14 protein-coding genes and 4 pseudogenes are annotated in these 16,198 nt (G+C 62.4%); 10 read left to right on the top strand and 8 right to left on the bottom strand.

Going from position 1 to position 16,198, the window contains the following annotated elements; translation table 11 throughout:
* Window positions 1–40 precede the first annotated feature (40 nt).
* Both J2808_RS20985 and J2808_RS20980 read right to left on the bottom strand, forming a co-directional pair.
* Window positions 41–1,084 (bottom strand): annotated as a pseudogene (locus J2808_RS20985) (IS110 family RNA-guided transposase); the annotation flags it as partial.
* 1,024 nt (window positions 1,085–2,108) lie between these two features.
* A pseudogene (locus tag J2808_RS20980) lies at window positions 2,109–2,797 on the bottom strand (SOS response-associated peptidase).
* A gap of 241 nt (window positions 2,798–3,038) precedes the next feature.
* Between J2808_RS20980 and J2808_RS20975 the strand changes: the two are divergent.
* Window positions 3,039–3,227 carry a hypothetical protein gene (locus J2808_RS20975; protein ID WP_309820569.1) on the top strand — a complete coding sequence of 63 codons (189 nt, stop codon included), beginning with the start codon at window positions 3,039–3,041 and terminating at the stop codon, window positions 3,225–3,227.
* Between the two features lie 56 nt (window positions 3,228–3,283).
* Here the strand turns inward: J2808_RS20975 and J2808_RS20970 are convergent, their stop codons facing one another.
* Complete coding sequence (locus J2808_RS20970; RefSeq protein ID WP_309820567.1) at window positions 3,284–3,565, bottom strand: hypothetical protein; 282 nt, start codon at window positions 3,563–3,565, stop codon at window positions 3,284–3,286.
* Window positions 3,566–3,973: 408 nt separating this feature from the next.
* Between J2808_RS20970 and J2808_RS20965 the strand changes: the two genes are divergently transcribed.
* From J2808_RS20965 to J2808_RS20955, 3 genes and pseudogenes are all read left to right on the top strand, one after another.
* Complete coding sequence (locus J2808_RS20965) at window positions 3,974–4,405, top strand: LexA family protein (RefSeq protein ID WP_309820565.1); 432 nt, start codon at window positions 3,974–3,976, stop codon at window positions 4,403–4,405.
* Window positions 4,406–4,413: 8 nt separating this feature from the next.
* A pseudogene (locus tag J2808_RS20960) lies at window positions 4,414–5,711 on the top strand (Y-family DNA polymerase).
* 59 nt (window positions 5,712–5,770) lie between these two features.
* The gene (locus J2808_RS20955) at window positions 5,771–6,094 is read left to right on the top strand and encodes a hypothetical protein (RefSeq protein WP_309820564.1); all 324 of its coding nucleotides are present in this window, start codon (window positions 5,771–5,773) and stop codon (window positions 6,092–6,094) included.
* 259 nt (window positions 6,095–6,353) lie between these two features.
* Here J2808_RS20955 and J2808_RS22300 read toward each other — a convergent pair whose 3' ends face one another.
* Complete coding sequence (locus J2808_RS22300; RefSeq protein WP_397428100.1) at window positions 6,354–6,617, bottom strand: ImmA/IrrE family metallo-endopeptidase; 264 nt, start codon at window positions 6,615–6,617, stop codon at window positions 6,354–6,356.
* 367 nt (window positions 6,618–6,984) lie between these two features.
* Here J2808_RS22300 and J2808_RS20950 point away from each other — a divergent pair.
* A pseudogene (locus tag J2808_RS20950) lies at window positions 6,985–7,128 on the top strand (VOC family protein); the annotation flags it as partial.
* Between the two features lie 219 nt (window positions 7,129–7,347).
* Here J2808_RS20950 and J2808_RS20945 read toward each other — a convergent pair.
* From J2808_RS20945 to J2808_RS20935, 3 genes are all read right to left on the bottom strand, one after another.
* A complete protein-coding gene (locus J2808_RS20945) occupies window positions 7,348–8,229 on the bottom strand; it encodes a hypothetical protein (protein ID WP_309820561.1) in 882 nt (293 codons plus the stop codon).
* Between the two features lie 699 nt (window positions 8,230–8,928).
* Window positions 8,929–11,346, bottom strand: coding sequence for a tyrosine-type recombinase/integrase (locus J2808_RS20940; RefSeq protein WP_309820559.1), 2,418 nt, complete (start codon window positions 11,344–11,346; stop codon window positions 8,929–8,931).
* Window positions 11,343–12,683, bottom strand: coding sequence for a tyrosine-type recombinase/integrase (locus tag J2808_RS20935; RefSeq protein ID WP_309820557.1), 1,341 nt, complete (start codon window positions 12,681–12,683; stop codon window positions 11,343–11,345). The genes J2808_RS20940 and J2808_RS20935 overlap by 4 nt, the downstream gene beginning before the upstream one ends.
* A 9-nt stretch (window positions 12,684–12,692) precedes the next feature.
* Between J2808_RS20935 and J2808_RS20930 the strand changes: the two genes are divergently transcribed.
* The 5 genes from J2808_RS20930 (at window position 12,693) to J2808_RS20910 (ending at window position 15,409) form a co-directional block, all read left to right on the top strand.
* Window positions 12,693–12,878 (top strand): hypothetical protein, encoded by a 186-nt coding sequence (locus J2808_RS20930; protein WP_309820554.1) that lies wholly within the window; start codon window positions 12,693–12,695, stop codon window positions 12,876–12,878.
* Window positions 12,879–12,911: 33 nt separating this feature from the next.
* Window positions 12,912–13,034, top strand: coding sequence for a hypothetical protein (locus J2808_RS20925; protein WP_309820553.1), 123 nt, complete (start codon window positions 12,912–12,914; stop codon window positions 13,032–13,034).
* Window positions 13,035–13,039: 5 nt separating this feature from the next.
* A complete protein-coding gene (locus tag J2808_RS20920; protein WP_309820551.1) occupies window positions 13,040–13,657 on the top strand; it encodes a helicase associated domain-containing protein in 618 nt (205 codons plus the stop codon).
* A 155-nt stretch (window positions 13,658–13,812) separates the two neighbouring features.
* Window positions 13,813–14,097, top strand: a complete 285-nt coding sequence (locus J2808_RS20915; RefSeq protein WP_309820548.1) for a hypothetical protein — start codon at window positions 13,813–13,815, stop codon at window positions 14,095–14,097.
* A gap of 283 nt (window positions 14,098–14,380) precedes the next feature.
* Window positions 14,381–15,409, top strand: coding sequence for a hypothetical protein (locus J2808_RS20910; RefSeq protein ID WP_309820546.1), 1,029 nt, complete (start codon window positions 14,381–14,383; stop codon window positions 15,407–15,409).
* Window positions 15,410–15,546: 137 nt separating this feature from the next.
* Here J2808_RS20910 and J2808_RS20905 read toward each other — a convergent pair whose 3' ends face one another.
* Complete coding sequence (locus tag J2808_RS20905; protein WP_309820706.1) at window positions 15,547–16,077, bottom strand: recombinase family protein; 531 nt, start codon at window positions 16,075–16,077, stop codon at window positions 15,547–15,549.
* Window positions 16,078–16,198 lie beyond the last annotated feature (121 nt).

The raw sequence follows: 16,198 nt of genomic DNA, 5'->3' as shown, positions 1-16,198 counted from the left end.
CTGCAGCGTGGGGTGGCGCCGGTTCCGCGGTGGCGTAAAGGGTGTTGAGTTGGCGGTAGAGGGTTCGGGCGATGTAGCGCTTGAGGGATCTGCGGATTTCCCGGTAGCTACGGCCTTCTTGGGTGCGTTTGGCGACGTAGTCCCGTGTTCCGGGGTCGTGCGTCATCCGGGTCATGGTGATGGTGTGCAAGGCACGGTTGAGGCGCCTGTCACCGCCCCGGTTGAGCCTGTGCCGGACAGTGTTACCGCTTGAGGCAGGCAAGGGATTCACCCCTGCCAGTGAGGCGAACGCAGCTTCACTGCGAACCCTGCCTGGATGCGACCACGCTGTCAGTACACTAGCGACTGTGACAGCCCCGGCGCCCACCATCTCCAATAGCGGCGCCGCAGGGCTTTGCTGGATCAGCTCTGTCATGCGCTTCTGGTTCGTAGCGAGCTGAGTGGTCACTTCGAGAACGCGGCGCGCCAACCGAACTGCTTCCTCGCGGGCGATCGATAGTTCCATCTGCTCCTGTCGTTCCCGCCACCTGGTGATGGTGGCGATTTGGGCGGGAATCAAAGGTTTACGTGCGTCGATTCCAAGATCATGTGCCCGGAGTAGGGCGATGAGTGCATTTACATACATCGTTCGTTCCCGCGTCAGCTGATCCCGGGCTGTGCTCAAGATCCTGAGTCCGGCACGGGTTCCTTCGTCCCGTCGCGGAACCCGGAGTTGGGACTCCTCTAAGCCGATGACAGCGGTTCCGATGGCGGTAGCGTCCAACGGGTCCGATTTGCCGATCCCCCGACGGCCTCGGGCGTTCATGCGTGGAGCTTCGGCGACGTCGTAACCGGCGTCGGTTACTGCCCTGGCCAGACGGGCCCCATATGAGCCGATACCCTCAACAGCCCATAGACACCCCATATCGCCGTCTGTTCGTCGGCCTACCCAGGCAAGTGCGCGTGAAATCCCTGCGGAGGTGGTCGGGAACTGCTCGCACGCCACCTGTCGCTTTGTGCTGGCCTCAATGATCGCGTAAGTGTGGGTGCGGGCGTGACAGTCCACGCCGATGACGAACGGGCGGGTCTGCGCAACGATAGTCAACGCGGCCACGCTCCTTCCTTTCGAACGGACAAGACAGGTCGCAGCGCGACCGGCGCCGGACCTGGGAAGAGTCACTTCGAGGCAAAACTGTGATGAGCCACAACCTCAGAGGCTGGACAAGCTTCTAATCAAGCCACCGACGTGGGACAGGTCAGCGCCGGCCGCTCCACCCAGCGTGGACAAATCGGGGGAAACGCACCCTCGAGGGGCAATTGTTTTTTCGAGTCACGCACCAAGCAGAACGACCGGCATCAACACTGCCAGCTAGTCCCAGACCAGCCACGTAAAGACTCACAGTTGTTTTTTGGTTGCTGGCAAGCTTGCTTGCTCGGCGGCCGACGGAGGCCTGACTACCCGGCAGGGCGAGGGGCAGGACATTTACCGGAGGAAATAAGCGACGCAGGAGCGCCGCAGGGAAATTCCTGCACCGCAGGCCCCGACGAAGGAGGGGCTAGACGGGGTGGAGCGGACGCCTAGAATCCGCAGGACAGCAACCAGAAAACGTCGTAGACAAGACAGGTCCAGGGAGTGACGGAGCTCTGCGACGGCGCACCCTGGACCCAACAGCCGACCGCGCCAGCGGACGCCCAACAACTGGTTGAAGCGCAGCGGAGACCAGGGGCACTGATACGGTGGAATGGTCTCGTCAGTGGCAGCGCATCTCACCGTGCACTCCTGGCGGGACTTCGTTCGAAGGCGAGTAAGGCATGGGCTTGCGGAGCTATTTCAGAAGACGGCCGGAGGCGGCCGACACTGCAGCACTTACAGTGGAAGTGACTCAGGCGTCGGCGCCGTTGCCTCCTGCGCAGCTGGCAGAGCTACAGGAGGCCTGGGCCGAACTCGCACAGGCAGCCGAAGGCTCTGGCGTGACCCGCTTGCACGCATGCTCTCGCAACGGACCCCGCGGCCGTGCGTGGCCTGGCCGCAATACTCAGAGACGTCCGGGCAGAGAACGCAGCGGCCGAGGACCAGCCGGGCCTTTAGGGCCCGGGCTTGATGGCCGGGAGGATTGAACCATGGGCTTTTAGACGGCGGGCTCGATGAGTTCGGGCCCGTTGTTGCGCACGCTGTTCACACTCGTGCTGACGATCCTTGGTGTGAGGACTGGCTCGGGCAGGGAGTCGAGCAGGCTCTGCACGTCGGCCTTGTCGGTCATGTCCGGGTTTAGCCACTGCCCGAATGAGTCCCGCGGGATGATCACCGGGGAGCGGTCATGGACGTGCCCGAGGGCGTCCTGGGTCGTGGTGGTGAGCACGGTGCAGCTGAGAAGCCAGCGGCCCGGGTCATCCTCCGGCATCCGGGGATCAAGCCAGAACTCATACAGGCCTGCGAAACCGAGCAGTGGTTCATTCTCGGAGTAAAGGTAGTTAGGTATTTTTTTGCCGTCTTCGGTCTTCTGCCACTCGTAATAGCCCTCTGCCGGGATGATGGCCCGGCGCTTCAACGCGGCCTTGCGGAACGACGGTTCATCCAGAATCGTCTCGCTGCGGGCGTTAATGAGCTTCGAGCCGATTTTGATGTCCTTCGCCCAGGAAGGCACCAGACCCCAACGGCCGACGAGCAGATGCCGGTTGATGCTGTCTTCATCCAGCCGTTCCGCGATGATCGGCACATCCTGGGTGGGCGCAACATTCCAGCTCGGTGGCGGCGGACTGCCCCCTCTACTACTTTGGCATCGAAGTAGCTCAGAAGGTCCCCCGTGGCTTTGGACATCACATATCTGCCGCACATGGGCCCATTCTGCCTTACCAAGTCAGGGAAGATCCGAATGCCTGCCCCTCCCCAACGCAGCATCACGAAGCTGGTCCGTGGCTGATCCCACCAGCGAAATAGGCTGCCTTCCTCCGGGCGATGGTTCCCCTGCCCGGGAGATAATTACCAGGACCGGGAAAACGCACGACCCTGTACCGGGGCCTCCCGCCTCGCTTCCCCCACTACTCGGAGAGGGCCGTCGATGCCTGACGCTGAAACGCTTACCCTTGCCCTGACCTACACCGGAACACTGGCAGTGGCTGCTCTGATGTTCCTCGGCCAACTGGCCGCATTCACCGTCCTCTTGGCCCTGGCCGGGATAGTCAGGCTCCTGACCCTCCCCGTTTACGCGCGGACACGACGCAAGAAACCCAGCCCTACCGAACACTAAAGAAGAAGCACCAAGAGTGGCCTTGCGGACGCGGGACCGCCCACCGTCCGTGTTCTCTACACCAGGCTGGGCTGGCTCGAAAGGATATAGTCCACAACTGCTGGTCCGGTCATAGCCAGACCCGGCCAGATGTAGCTGCCGGCGTGACGCTGACGGCCCACGTATCTCTGGCGTTTCATGCCTGCCCAGAAGGCCGTGCCCGAGGCCGGAGCTTCGCCGTGCAGCAGGCACCAGCTGATATACACCCCGTACAGTTCCTCCCCGCGAAGACCTGTCGGCCGGTCCGGGTCATGGGTGATGCATTCTGAGAGAAAACGGTTGAACTGGAGGTCGCTCATATCTGCACGCCTTCTGATAGGTGACGCTTTTCCGAAAAACATGGCTGCCCCCAGCGCCTAAACGCTCGGCATCGGTGGCATCGCAGATGATTCGACGCTGGGGCCGGGCCGGATGGGTGAAGCCGTCACCCTGTTTCGGTGACCGGAGAGCTGTCCACAGCCGGGGTCAATTCGGGTTATCCACGGCTTGAAATGGGAGCCCTCGGGGTAGCTCCCTCGCAGCCGCAGCAGTGGATAACCCATGAGAATTGTCCCCGGCTGTGGGGCAGCGGAAACCTCGGCTCCCAGCACCGCCACCGTCGGCCCTCCCGCACCCTGCATCGGGTGCAACTTGGTGGAGTGGTCCCGTTGTCGGTGCCAGGGACTACACTGAATTCATCGAACATATATTCGAATAAAAGGTGTGTTGTGGGCGTTATTCTCGGTCCCCGCGTGATAGATGCGGGCGCCTCCTTGTTGTCGGTGCTGATCTCCCCGGTCCCGGTCGCGGCGGGCTACCCGTCGCCGGCACAGGACTATTTTGATGGCCGGATCGACCTGAACGAGCACCTGATCAAAGACATCACCAGCACCTACGTGGTGCGCGTGTCCGGGGACTCGATGCAGCGTGCCGGGATCAGCGACGGTGATGAGCTGATCGTAAACCGGGCACTGGAACCGCACGACGGATGCGTGGTCGTCGCCGTCCTGGACGGGGAACTGACGATCAAGCGGCTGCGGATCACACCCACCGGCGTCGTGCTGCAGGCAGACAACCCCGTCTGCCCGGATATCCGGGTGCCAGATCTGTCGGACCTGGTCATCTGGGGTGTGGCAACCCGATGCCTCCACCACGTTTAGGGCGGACAATGTCTAAGCCGGTCCAGATGCGGCACATGCCGCAGATCGCACACGTGGACGTGAACTGCTTCTATGCCTCCGCCGAACGGGCCTTTGACCCGTCCCTCGAGGGCAGACCCGTCATCGTGCTGTCCAACAACGACGGCTGCGCCGTCACCTGCTCCCCCGAGGCCAAAGCCCTGGGCATCGCCATGGGTGAGCCATGGTTCAAACTCGCCCCACGGGCGAAGGAATGGGGACTCGTCGCCCTGTCCAGCAACTACGAGCTCTACGGGGACATCAGCGCCCGGGTGATGGAACTGCTGGGCCGGTACTCGGCCTGGCTGGAGGTCTACAGCATCGACGAAGCCTTCCTCGGCGTCAAAGGAACCCCCGCCGAGCTGCTGGCACTGGGACGTGAGATGAAAGCCGCGGTCCGGCGGAACGTCGGCGTGCCCGTCTGCGTCGGCATCGCCGCCACCAAGACCCTCGCCAAGCTGGCCAACAAATGGGCCAAAAACAACCCCGCATTCGGCGGCGTCTGCCACTGGGACTCCATCCCCGCATCAGAACGCGAAGGGCTCATGGGCCGGCTCTCGGTCATCGAGATCTGGGGTGTGGCGACCCGGCTGACGAAGCGGCTGAACGTGATGGGCATTTTCTCGATCCTCGATCTGGCCCGGGCCGACCCGGTCATGATCCGGGACCGGTTCTCCATCGTCATGATGCGCACCGTCCTGGAACTGCAGGGCACCCCCTGCATCCCGATGGAGGAAGAACGCATCGGGAAGGACCAGCTGATCTTCTCCCGCTCCTTCGCCACACCCATCACCACCGCCGCCGGGATCCGGCAGGTCATGTCCGTGTACGGGCAGCAGGCCTCAGCCCGACTGGCCAAACACGACCTGCAGGCCAAAGTCCTCACCGCATTCGCCGGCACCTCCCACTTCAACCCCAAGGACACCTCCTACCCCTCCGTCTGTGTGCCGCTGCCGATGCCCACTGCGGACCCGGTGATCCTGACAAAGGCCGCGCACGCGCTCCTCCCCCACATCCGAGACGGCGTGAGGTACGCCCGGGCCGGAATCATGGTCACCGACCTGCGGCCCACCGGCAACCAGGCACCCCTGTCCCTGTTCGAGAACCCGCACGAGGAACGCCACGTCGGCACCCTCCTCGAAGTCGTCACCAAGAAATACGGCCGCGGCTCCATCGGCCTCGGCCACGGCGGGATCCGCGGCGGGCCGGACTGGGCCATGAAACGGGACATGCTCTCCCCCGCTACACCACCCACTGGGAGGAACTCCCCCTCGTCAAAGCCGCCTAAACCCATGCCTTATCTGTACGACAGCACAGCCCCAGCACCACCGGAAAGAACACACAGCCATGACCATCACCCCCGAAGCCCCCGCCCGCGCCCACGACGTCCAGGTCCGCACCGACCCCGCCGGCACACCGCTGGCCATCCGCCACGACGGACAGATCTGGATCGTTGACCCCGCCACCGATACCCAGCACTGGTACGGCCGCGACGCGTGGTGGGACACCCGGTCCACCGCCGCCAAGGGCAGCGGGGACCTGGTCAGCGTCGAATACTGGCGCGTCCAGGCCCAGATCCCCGGCTCCAACGGCCCGCTGAGGACCTTCACCCTGCGCCGCCAGCCCCTGGCCACCGCGTGGCTGCTCGAGTCCGTCGATGACGGCGCCTGATGGCCCAGCCCATCATCGGCAGGCCCGTGTCAGAGGAGGTTTGGGAGTCCGTCAGGGCCGAATTCGCCCTGCCCGCCCTGGAGCAGGTCCGGCGCCGGCTCGCCGAACTCATGGAAGACCCGGACCCGGTGATGCGGCAGCTCGTTCGAGTCTTCTTATCCGGACTAAATAGGTTGTGCTGATCCTGTTCGGGAAACGCTCGCTAGGCAGCAGGTCGTCCAGGTGATCGTGTCAAGCCTTCTTGGCCCCGGCCGGACGGTTAACGGTTGGCCTGATCCTCTGCCACGTTTCCACCCGGCTCAGCATCGTGGTGCATTATCAAATGCCCAAGTTCGTGTGCGACGTCGAACCGCTGCCGGTAGTAGTCGTCTTTGACAGGGTTGAGAATTATGATCGGCCGCGTGGCTGTGTGTAGCGAGTATGCATCGATAGCTGCAACCCCCGGTTCGCTGAAAACAAACCACCACTCCCGCTCGCTCCGCCAGACGGAAAACGTGCTGGATCGGGCCCGGTCCGACGCCAAAGAATTGACGGGCCTGCATGGCCGCGTGCTCCGGGCTTACCGTTCGCTCATCAGGGTTAACTGGAAGATCGGGGAGCAACACTTCGGGAAATTCCACCGCGTTCTCAAGCATGCCTGCTACCTCGGCGACAAACTTTCCGTAGGCTTTCGCTTCGTCCTGTGCGACCTGTGGAGTAGAACGCAGCGATCGAAAGTGCGGCCTATTCACGCGGGGCGGTGAGCCGCCGCCAGTGAATTGAGGCTCGACCTTTAGGGCAAGGGCCAACTTTGCCACGGTGCCTCGATTCGGCTGCTTTGCTCCACTCGGGTGCCACCATCGACCGGGTTAAGGACAGCACCGCCATGGCGCCCAAGACTAATGGGCGCCATGGCCGGGCCTCAGATCTATGTCTTTTTCCCGGGAACGGCGCGGGAGGCATTGAACTTTTATGCGGATGTTTTCGGCGGTGAGCTCTCCCTGCACACGTACGAGGACTTCGGCAGGAGCGACGGCCCACCAGAGGCCGTAGCTGGCAAGTGCTCAAGCTCATTCACTGCAGGACAATCCCAGGAATTGGCGGTCGTTCCAGTCGTGCGGACTTCCACTGGTTCTGGTCCTGGCAGCCAGCCATAAGAAAAATACTCGCCGATACAGCACCGAACGAGGCTGCCCATGCTGGCGCCTGGAAACACTCGCCCGGGTCCCAGCTGCCCGGCACATTTGCTCGTGCCGGCAGCGCGGATCACTGCCTCACGCACACGCAGGGAGCTCGTCGATGACAAAGAGCGCACTGTTTCGCAGGGAGGCGGCGGCTTCCTGGCCCAGTCTGTTGCGATTCGTGTGGACGATTTTGATGAAATCTTCCAGAGAACCACGCGCCTGCTTGATATTTTTCTGGAGTAGGGTCCCCTCCAGAAGGGTTCTTGCCTTTTCGAGTGGAGCAACCAGTTTTGCTTTGAGGTCGCTGCTCACCGGCAGGGCGTTGACCTCATCAATAATCTCGCCGATGCTGCCGTGCGGGTCGAACCGCCCCAGCTGGAAAGGCGCATCTTGTGCAGCACTAACGGTAGTCCGTCGATTTGTCGTGGGGTTCCTGAGCTGCAGGGCGGACTGCTGGAAGTCGGCGGCATCAGCAAACTCTGGTGATGTGGGCAACGACGTGTCGGAAAACATTGTCGCTTGATTGTCAACAAGGAGGAACCTGGCCAATTCGAGGTTCAGCCCGAACACGGTCTTGCCCGCTACAGCCGCGTCGCTGGCCCGTACGTTGTAGGAGTCCTCAACGAATGTTGTTCCGGCGTTGTCGAAAACTGTGATGTCAGTGCCCGCGCCTGCCAGTGCGACACACTGGCTGCCCACCTCGAAAATGATCTTCTCAAGGGGACCATAGCTTGCGAAATTTTCGCCGGAACCGGACAACCCTGAACCTGGCGCCAGGTCCGGGTTGAACTGGTATATGACGCGCATGGGGGTGCTGGAGCTGCCACCCACGGCGGTGGCATCGACCACCGTTGTGAATTGGAAGGAAATCGGCGTTGTTGCGGCGGCGCCAGGCGGCGCACCGATTACGGCGAACGAAAATGCTGTAACGAGCGCGAATACGGATGCGGTCAGTCTTCGTTTCCGGGACATCTTTGTCTCCAAGGGCTGAGGATTGTATTTCGGGAGCGCACACCCAGAATTGGCCTGAGCTGTGAGTATCGGGCGGTCGCCCTGACTGCGGCCGCGGTCCGCTCAACAACGCTCGCCGGTCATGCGGCGGGGTCCCCATAGATTATGGCCAGGTCCGCGCCGACGGCAAGTGCCCGCGTATTGCCCCTAAACCTTGCTGCCGAGGCTGCGCGCAGCCGCGCCGACTTCCGGGGTTCAGTGCTTCCGGTCAGCCCGGAAAGGGACCACCACCATTAGTTGCCAGCCCCCCTGCGCTTCCGCACTGATCGCGCTGCTAGGCTCCAGCCCAGTCGATCGAATTAATCGCCGCCCTTTTCCCTCGATGTCCGCATACCCCAGCGTCCACACGCTTTTCACGTCAAGAACGATGCCATGAGCTGCCTGGCGCAGGATGAGGCAACTGACCCTTCGGGTCCGGCAAAAACCAACTACGCCTCTGTTTGCTTTTCCACTCCTTAAAATGGGGACGTTGCAGCCAAGATTCCTGGACGTGCGCAACGTGACTCGCGCTGGCATCCCTAACTGACAGGCCCAAACGTTCCCGGAGGGCAGATAACCCAGATCCCCGACTCCAACGGCCCGCTGCAGACCTTCACCCTGCGCCGCCAGCCCCTCGCCACGCAGTGGCTGCTCGAGTCCATCGACGACGGCGCCTGATATTCAATTCATCTGACTATCCGGTTTAGGTGGGTTGGCGTGTCGGTTCGGCCGCCCGACCATTGGGATTCCTAAGTCGACGGCTTCGGGCGTTTGTTGGCTCTGTAATTTGAACATCTGGGCAAGCTTCATTTCGGCGCTGTTGAGCGTGACCCGCAGTCCTTCGGCATCGCCGAGCCAGCCGTGTTGTTCGGCTTCGGTAATGCGTTCTTCGAGGTTGTCGATGATGTCCTGGAGTCTGTTGATCTGGCTGGGATCCGGACGGAGAAGGGCGCAGCGGAGGCAGGCGTGTTCGTGTTGGCAGCCTGTGCCGTAGGCGCGTCCGCAGCTGCCCAGGCTGAGTTTGCGCTGCACGAAATGGGCTTCGAATTCGTCCCATTCGGCGGCGGTTGGCTCGCGGTATTCTTCGGTGGGCCGAATGACCCGTCGCTTTTCGATGAAGGTGCGGTGGTGCCGAATGACGTCCCTAGGATAAATCGCCGCGTATCCCTGGGTCGTCGCCAGACTGGCATGCCCCATCAGCACCTGCACGATGTGTGGAGGCAAGCCGCTGGCAAGAGCCTCGGTCGCGAAGATGCGACGGAAATCGTGCGGGGTGAACCTCACCTCGGCACCGCTGACCTTGATATGCGCGCGTCGCGCCAAGTCATTGAGCAGCGTGGAGACGGTGGCCGTCGTCATCACGTTCGGCGGTCCGGCGCCACGGCGGCGGACGAACAGGTGCGGAAGAGGTGAGCTCAGCACTTTCTCAGCTGAGTCCCATCGCTGTGTCAGCGGTGCACCACCAGTGTCCTTGGTGACTCGCGAGAGCACTCGGTAGAGCACGTGCACGAGCTCGGGGCCCGCCACCATCAGACGCTCTGTGTCGGTCTTGCTCGGAGCGAAGTGCAGCAGCGGTATGGTCTCCCCGGTCCCTGGAACCTTATAGGGCTGGATGCTCATGTGCACCAACTCGAGGACTTCTTCGATCCGTGCACCGGTGTGTCGAAGTGTCTCAACAAGCGCCCAAGTCCAGAAGGCGTTGTCCTCTTCAAAGGACAGGTCCCGGTCCTTTCCATTGCGCCGAATCCGGACATGTGCATATTCACAGCTCTGGAAGACTTCCCAAGCCTCGCCGTCCATGTCGATAGTTTGGCCGGCGCCGGCCGTCTTGGCATCCGCCAGGGTTGCTTCTGCTGCGCGGAGGGCCTGTTCGGCAGCCTCCACCAGACGGGGCAACACGGGAGCCAGTTCACGGGTGCGCTGTTGCATCGTTGCGATGGTCGCGCGCCGGTGCTTCACGTAACCACGGGTTTCGGCGAAGGTTACGGGGCTTGGGGCGGCCCATTGCGCCCAGAAGGCATCTTCGAGTGCCCATTGGCTGATGTCGAGATAAAACGCCCGGACGGAGAAGAAGACGCTGTAAACTTCCCGGCGCGGGGAGCCGTCGGCTTTGACTTTGACTCTGGCTTTCCAGCCAGCAGCCTGCTTCGGAGTCAGTGCGAAGCTGCGTTGGCCAGGGTAGTGCTTGACGATGTCGGCGAAGAAGAGGCCAGCCAGATACCTGCCCAAAGCACAGAGCGAGGCGTAGTCGAGGCCAGCCGACCGGACCTGAAGATAGCGGATGAGTGGTTCCCGGCAGGGGCCGGTGATGTCGTAGTAGTCGACCATCTCATCCACCGTTTTCGGTCCGACGCGGAGCCGTGTGGGCATGGTCCCGGAATCGTGTCTGATCCATCCCAGCCCGTGCAGCACGGGCCATACGGCGGTCAGCCCGCTGCGGCTGACGTCGATCAGCTTCCCGGGAAGCTGGGTAGTCAGGTCGAGGATGTCTTCGGCTGTGAGCTGGCGGATCGATTTGCCTGTATGGGCCTGAATGCGACCTAAGGTGAGGATCCCGCTAGTGGCCTGGGCCGGTGAAGCCTTCGCATGGAGTAGGGCGTTTTCGAGTTCAGTTGTGTGGGCGGGATCCCGGAACCGGCTGAGTGCTTTCCAGAAGGCAAAGCGCTGACCCGCGAGCCACCGGTGGGACGGGCGCATGACGTCCAGAGCCAGCAGCGGTCCCATCGCCGCATTGAGTCCTTCGACCTCGTTGCGATTCTTCGTGTTCTTGCTTGAACCGCCGGCAATTCTGAGCCGCCACGTCAGAGCGCCATGCCCGACCTGGCCCTCGAACAGCGCCCAGCGGTCCTGCCAGGTTTCACCCGGCAACTGCCTCAAATGACCGAGTAAGCGCCGAATGCGCGCCCTGTGCTCAGGCACCTGTGGCCAGTACGGGCGGCAGTCCTCAAGACGGTTGATGATGTCCTCAATGCTGGCGCTGGTCAGTGGTCCAGAAGGGATGGGCGGCAGTGCAGGCGGTTGTTGTTCCTGTGGTGGCGGCGTGTGGTCATTCCAGCTTCGTCGTGCGGTCTGGATCTTATTGATGGGCGGACTTGTCACTGGTTCCCCCAAAGCACGCGCAACTCATCGGGGTTATAGGGCTGACCAGCCGGTGAACTGTCAGCGGCAGGGGAAGTCCTGCTGCTCAGATGGGTCCGGTAATGCTCGATGACTTCCTCCATATGCGGAACCGCATAGACCGTGGTCGTAGTCAGCGACTGGTGACCCAGTAACTCCTGGACTTCGTGAAGGCCCATCCCGCCCTCGAGAGCTCGGATCGCGAACGTGTGCCGCAGATCGTGCAGCGTCCAGTTCGAACCGAGCAGGTCGTTGCAGCGTCTCAGTACGGCGCGCATGGCTTCGTAGGTCAGAGGACGGGGCTCGCCCCGCAGCGTGAGCCAAACCGGTTCATCCGGGCCGGCGACGCCTCCTTCGAGCTGATAGAGCCGAAGCCATACGAAAGCATCAGGCGCCGCGGGCAACCATTGCAGCTGGCCGCCTTTGCGGTAAACGCCGATCAGCTGGTCACCCACGTTGACCCGGTCGCCCGTGATCCCGAGCAGCTCGCTCGCCCGTGCACCGCTGCTGACATAAAACGCCACCAACGCCCGGTCCCTGTTGGACCGCAAGCGGCGAAACAGATCGTTGAACTTCCCATCCGGGATTGATCTTGGCACCCGGTGCGCCTCGCGCTGACGCAAGGGTTGTCGCCGCACCAAGGCAAACTCCCGCTGAGGATCATGATGCGCATGGGATCGCCCACGGCGCAGCTCGAAAGGATTCACGATGGGCCCGTCACCCACCCGAAGCTGGAAAGCGTAAAACTCCTTACACACCGTCGTCGTGTGATTGATCGTCGAGGGTGAGTAACGCATTCCGAGATGCTTCTTTCCCGTGACAAGGTTCCGGCTCCCCCGCCGCCGCGGGACGTTACGATTCCCGACGAACTTCTCGGCCTGGCGCGCCCACAACACGAAGTCACGCGCTTCAAGGGACGTTGCCTTCTCCCAGCTGACCTCGACAGCCCACAAAAATCGAAGGAACCGAAGCAACGACAAGGCATAGGTTCGTATCGTTTGAGGCGAATGGTCCGTCGCTGCCAGCTCAAGCAGATACTCCGTGGCAGGAGCGAACTCCTCGCCCATCGCGTCGAGGACCATGAACCCAGGAACACCGGAGCGAGGAATCACCCGTCCGACGTTCGCGACAGTCAGTCCCTCCGCTCGATGCCGATGCCAACTGCGATCCGAGAGATCCATGACCAAAGCATGACGCTGAAGGGACTCGTCCCAGCCGGCGACACGCGCCGTTAACCATGGACTTAGTCCGGTAAACAGATCATAGGCGAAGGCACCTACTGCCCGGGCTTCCAGTTCCTCCCCGACGGCCAGCTCCACCCCGCGGTCGTGTCCCTGTTCCGGCACGCGATGGAACTGAAGCTCCCGCACAACTACTTCACCGTCTGGATGATCACCCCCGCGGCAGACCTTCGCGGGGCACGGCCCGTGGACTCCCTCCCCCATCTCCGGTGGCTGCACCAGGCGTTGGAAGGCTTCGCGGCGCAGCAGCCGGGAAGCCGGAGAGCCAATTAGGCTGATCCGGCGGAAATTACCGGAACAATACAGATGGCCGACAGCAGCATCGACCACATCACCGCCGACGGTGACAGCTACGACACCGCAAAGGCGGCCCTCGAGGCCGCCATCCCGGACGGCACGAAGCTGATCGCCATCCGCACAGACAGCTGACCGGCATGCCCGAACAGAAGCGAACAGCCCCGCACCCGGAGTGGGTCCAGATGTACCGTCAAGGCCTCACCACTACCCAAATCGCCGCCACAACAGGCGCGGCTCAAAGCACCATCCGCTACCACCTGGCCATCGCCGCGGCCACGGAACCCTCGCTCAGGAACGACCACCGCAACACTGCCCGCCCCACACCGTCCACGCGGGTCACGGCTGAAGGGCTGCAAAACCTCCACGACGCCATCGCCCTGTACAGGGCCGAAGGCCGGCTCCCCTCGACCAAGTCCACCTCCGCACGGGAACGGGCCCTCGCGATGTGGCTGACCAGACGGCGCCAGGACCACGATCAGGGCACCCTCTCCCCCACCTACAGGAACGGCCTCCAGGACATCCCCGGCTGGGAACAACGGACCCGCAAAGACGACGACGAAGCCCGGTGGAGCCAACGCCTGCAAGAGCTCACCGGCTACATGGCCGCCGGGAACAACTGGCCCCGCCACAAGAAGACGGACACCGAAGAAGAACGCGTCCTCGGCATATGGCTGCACATCCAACGCATGAAATACCGCCGCAACGAACTGGACCAGGACAAAGAAACACAATTGAACACGCTCCTACCCGGCTGACGTGAAGGCAGGGCACGAGGCCGCCCGCCCGGATCCCCCAACCTCCGAAAAGTCTGACGATCGCAACCTTGTGCTGCACCCTGGTTCCCGCACCGGGCCGGGAGCTGCAGGAGCCGGTCACTGACAAACGGGCCCGGCGTGCGTAGCGTGGGTCCATGGGACTCATCTACGACAACCCGACGCTGGCTGCGCTGACTCTCACGAGGATCGCGGCCGAGGAATCCGAAGGCCCCACCGAGCTGACCGGACGCATGCACGACGTCCTGGACGACCTGGTGCAACGCAACGGACCCCAATACCTCGCGGAACTGGCCATTGTCCTGGCGCGTGCCCGGTTCATCGCCCTCGACGACCTCGCACGCACCACCGAGACCACCACAGCCCAGCTGCTGGACAATACCGAGGTCGAGGAACTCGAAGGCCCCGGCGATGGCCTCTAAGCCCCCGATCGGGGCCGGCCTACCGGCAGGGCTCTCCCGCCTGTGAAGATCGCCCTCGCCCGTGCCGTGGCGAAGATACCCCGAGCCGGCGCCCTCGCCGAGCACGCTGATTGCCTCGTCGGCGCCATCCAGGGCGTCCTCGTCCACGGCGTAGATGGTTATCGACCGCACGAGAGGCGGACGCTTGCAGTGCCAAGCCAGCCGGCCAGAAAGTGCAGGTGTCACGGGCTGCAACAGTGAGCTATAGATAGTAGACACGCATACGGAAGAAAGAAGATTTTTCATGGGGATAATGGGAGAGATTTTCAACGCTGCCAAGAGCTTCGATAAGGGAATGGACAGCCTCTTCAACGGTTCAGGCACCGCACCCGAGACCTTCGGGATGAGGATTGTAGACAGGGATTCTAACCTCGCTCGGTTCTACCAGACGGTGTACTTCCACTTCGGATTGACGCCTCCCAGCCACTTGGCCCAGAAGGTAAGGGTTCCGATCACCGTCAGCGACGGGTGGAACGGCGGGGTGATCAGGTTCGAGATTCACGGACGCATCCTTTCACCGATTGGGTTCCTGTCGAACGGTTGGGACAACCCCTTCAACCGGATTGAACGCGAGACGCCAGCAGGAAAAGGCCGAGTCTGGGCGTACGACATCACGCAGCTTCACCAGGGAGTTCTGAGGGGCGACTCTGTATTCCCCGGCGACGAGGCACATCGCCGGTCTGAGGAATACCTGAAGACTCTCTACATACTGGGAGGCGGAGTCATGAAGTCGCTGTCCTCTGTCCCTTCGATCGACCTGGAATTCGGCCACACGTGGAGCCGGTTCGGTATCCCCGACAAGGTGTCTTTCCAGCTCAGCTCGATGTACCCCTTCAACGACGACGATCTGCTCCGGCTGGTTCAGCTGATTACCCACAACCAAGCTGGAGCCGGAGCGCCCGTCAAGACGTCGTACTCCGGTAACCTGGCAAAGGGAACCATGACGATCACCAATGAGGACGTTACCGAGACGCAGTCAGACATTCCTCCGCAACCTGAGAATCCTCGCCCCTCCGCCCCTCAGGCCAAGGATTACGACATTAGGACCAAGGACGGGCTGTTCGAGTTCATGGAAAACCTGAAGCAGGCAGGAAATCCAGCTCAGCAGCCCGGACCCACGGATGACGGCTTCCCTTATGACTTCTACCGTGGCCTCGGCCTAATCGACAACGAGGAAATGGTTGCACTCCCAAGCATCCTGGGACCGATCCGAGTTCACATGAGCAGCCCGGACGCAAAACAATTCCTTCTCAAGTACCAGCCAGAGGGATAGTTTTTTCCTTGACCTACGGCGGCACGTTGCTCGTGGCGCTGCTGATGTTCGTAGGGCAGCTGACCACGATGGGGATTCTTCGAGTTGCTGCCGGGATTATCCGGTTGACAACTTACCCCATCCAGGCTATCTCGCGATCATTGACGCGTACAGGACTGGCGTAAGCGACGCTGCGAAACGATGGCCTCGGACCCCGGTCCTGGCCTACTTGTTCGCGGGCCAAGGGCCCTTGTCACGGTGGACATGCTCACGCTCAGGATCTCCGCGATCTCCTGCAGTTTCTTGCCCTGGTGGCGCAGGTCTCTGGCTGCCTCAAGTTTCGCCGCAGTCATCGCCGGCGGACGGCCGCCAAGCCGACCCCTGGCTTTCGCGGCAGCTCCTCCTGCGTTAGTGCGTTCGGACAAACGCGAACGTTCGTACTCGGCCAAGAATGCGAACATGTCGAAGGTCAACTTCCCGCGCGCGCTGGTCGTGTCCAGCCAGAGTTCCGCCAGGGATCGGAAGCCTATCCCCCGGCGCCCGAGTACCGTGACGATATCGGACAGGTCCGCGGTGCTGCGCCCCAGCCTGGTCAGGTCGGTAACCACCCAAGATTTTGCCCGGTTGTAAGTGCTCCAGACAGTCCTGCCATCGCGCCCGTGCCTGGGTGCGCCGGAGGCGTGCTCCATGAAGACCTGGATGGCGCCGGCGCCCACTAGCTGTACTTGGCCATGAGCTTGGTGACATCAGTCTTGAAGTGAGGAGGGCCCCCGGGGCTTAGTGGAGGTATCTGACATCTTCACGGCCACG

Origin of the sequence: Pseudarthrobacter sulfonivorans, from assembly GCF_031454915.1 — a bacterium.
GTDB classification, from domain to species: domain Bacteria; phylum Actinomycetota; class Actinomycetes; order Actinomycetales; family Micrococcaceae; genus Arthrobacter; species Arthrobacter sulfonivorans_C.
This window is presented reverse-complemented; position numbering and strand designations above follow the sequence as displayed.

What these genes read in the sequence shown, in the direction of transcription:
- J2808_RS20975 (WP_309820569.1), top strand. Translation starts at nt 3,039, where the DNA reads ATGCCTGACGCTGAAACGCTTACCCTTGCCCTGACCTACACCGGAACA.
- J2808_RS20970 (WP_309820567.1), bottom strand. Translation starts at nt 3,565, where the DNA reads ATGAGCGACCTCCAGTTCAACCGTTTTCTCTCAGAATGCATCACCCAT.
- J2808_RS20955 (WP_309820564.1), top strand. Translation starts at nt 5,771, where the DNA reads ATGACCATCACCCCCGAAGCCCCCGCCCGCGCCCACGACGTCCAGGTC.
- J2808_RS20945 (WP_309820561.1), bottom strand. Translation starts at nt 8,229, where the DNA reads ATGTCCCGGAAACGAAGACTGACCGCATCCGTATTCGCGCTCGTTACA.
- J2808_RS20925 (WP_309820553.1), top strand. Translation starts at nt 12,912, where the DNA reads ATGGCCGACAGCAGCATCGACCACATCACCGCCGACGGTGACAGCTAC.
- J2808_RS20920 (WP_309820551.1), top strand. Translation starts at nt 13,040, where the DNA reads ATGCCCGAACAGAAGCGAACAGCCCCGCACCCGGAGTGGGTCCAGATG.
- J2808_RS20915 (WP_309820548.1), top strand. Translation starts at nt 13,813, where the DNA reads ATGGGACTCATCTACGACAACCCGACGCTGGCTGCGCTGACTCTCACG.
- J2808_RS20910 (WP_309820546.1), top strand. Translation starts at nt 14,381, where the DNA reads ATGGGGATAATGGGAGAGATTTTCAACGCTGCCAAGAGCTTCGATAAG.
- J2808_RS20905 (WP_309820706.1), bottom strand. Translation starts at nt 16,077, where the DNA reads ATGGAGCACGCCTCCGGCGCACCCAGGCACGGGCGCGATGGCAGGACT.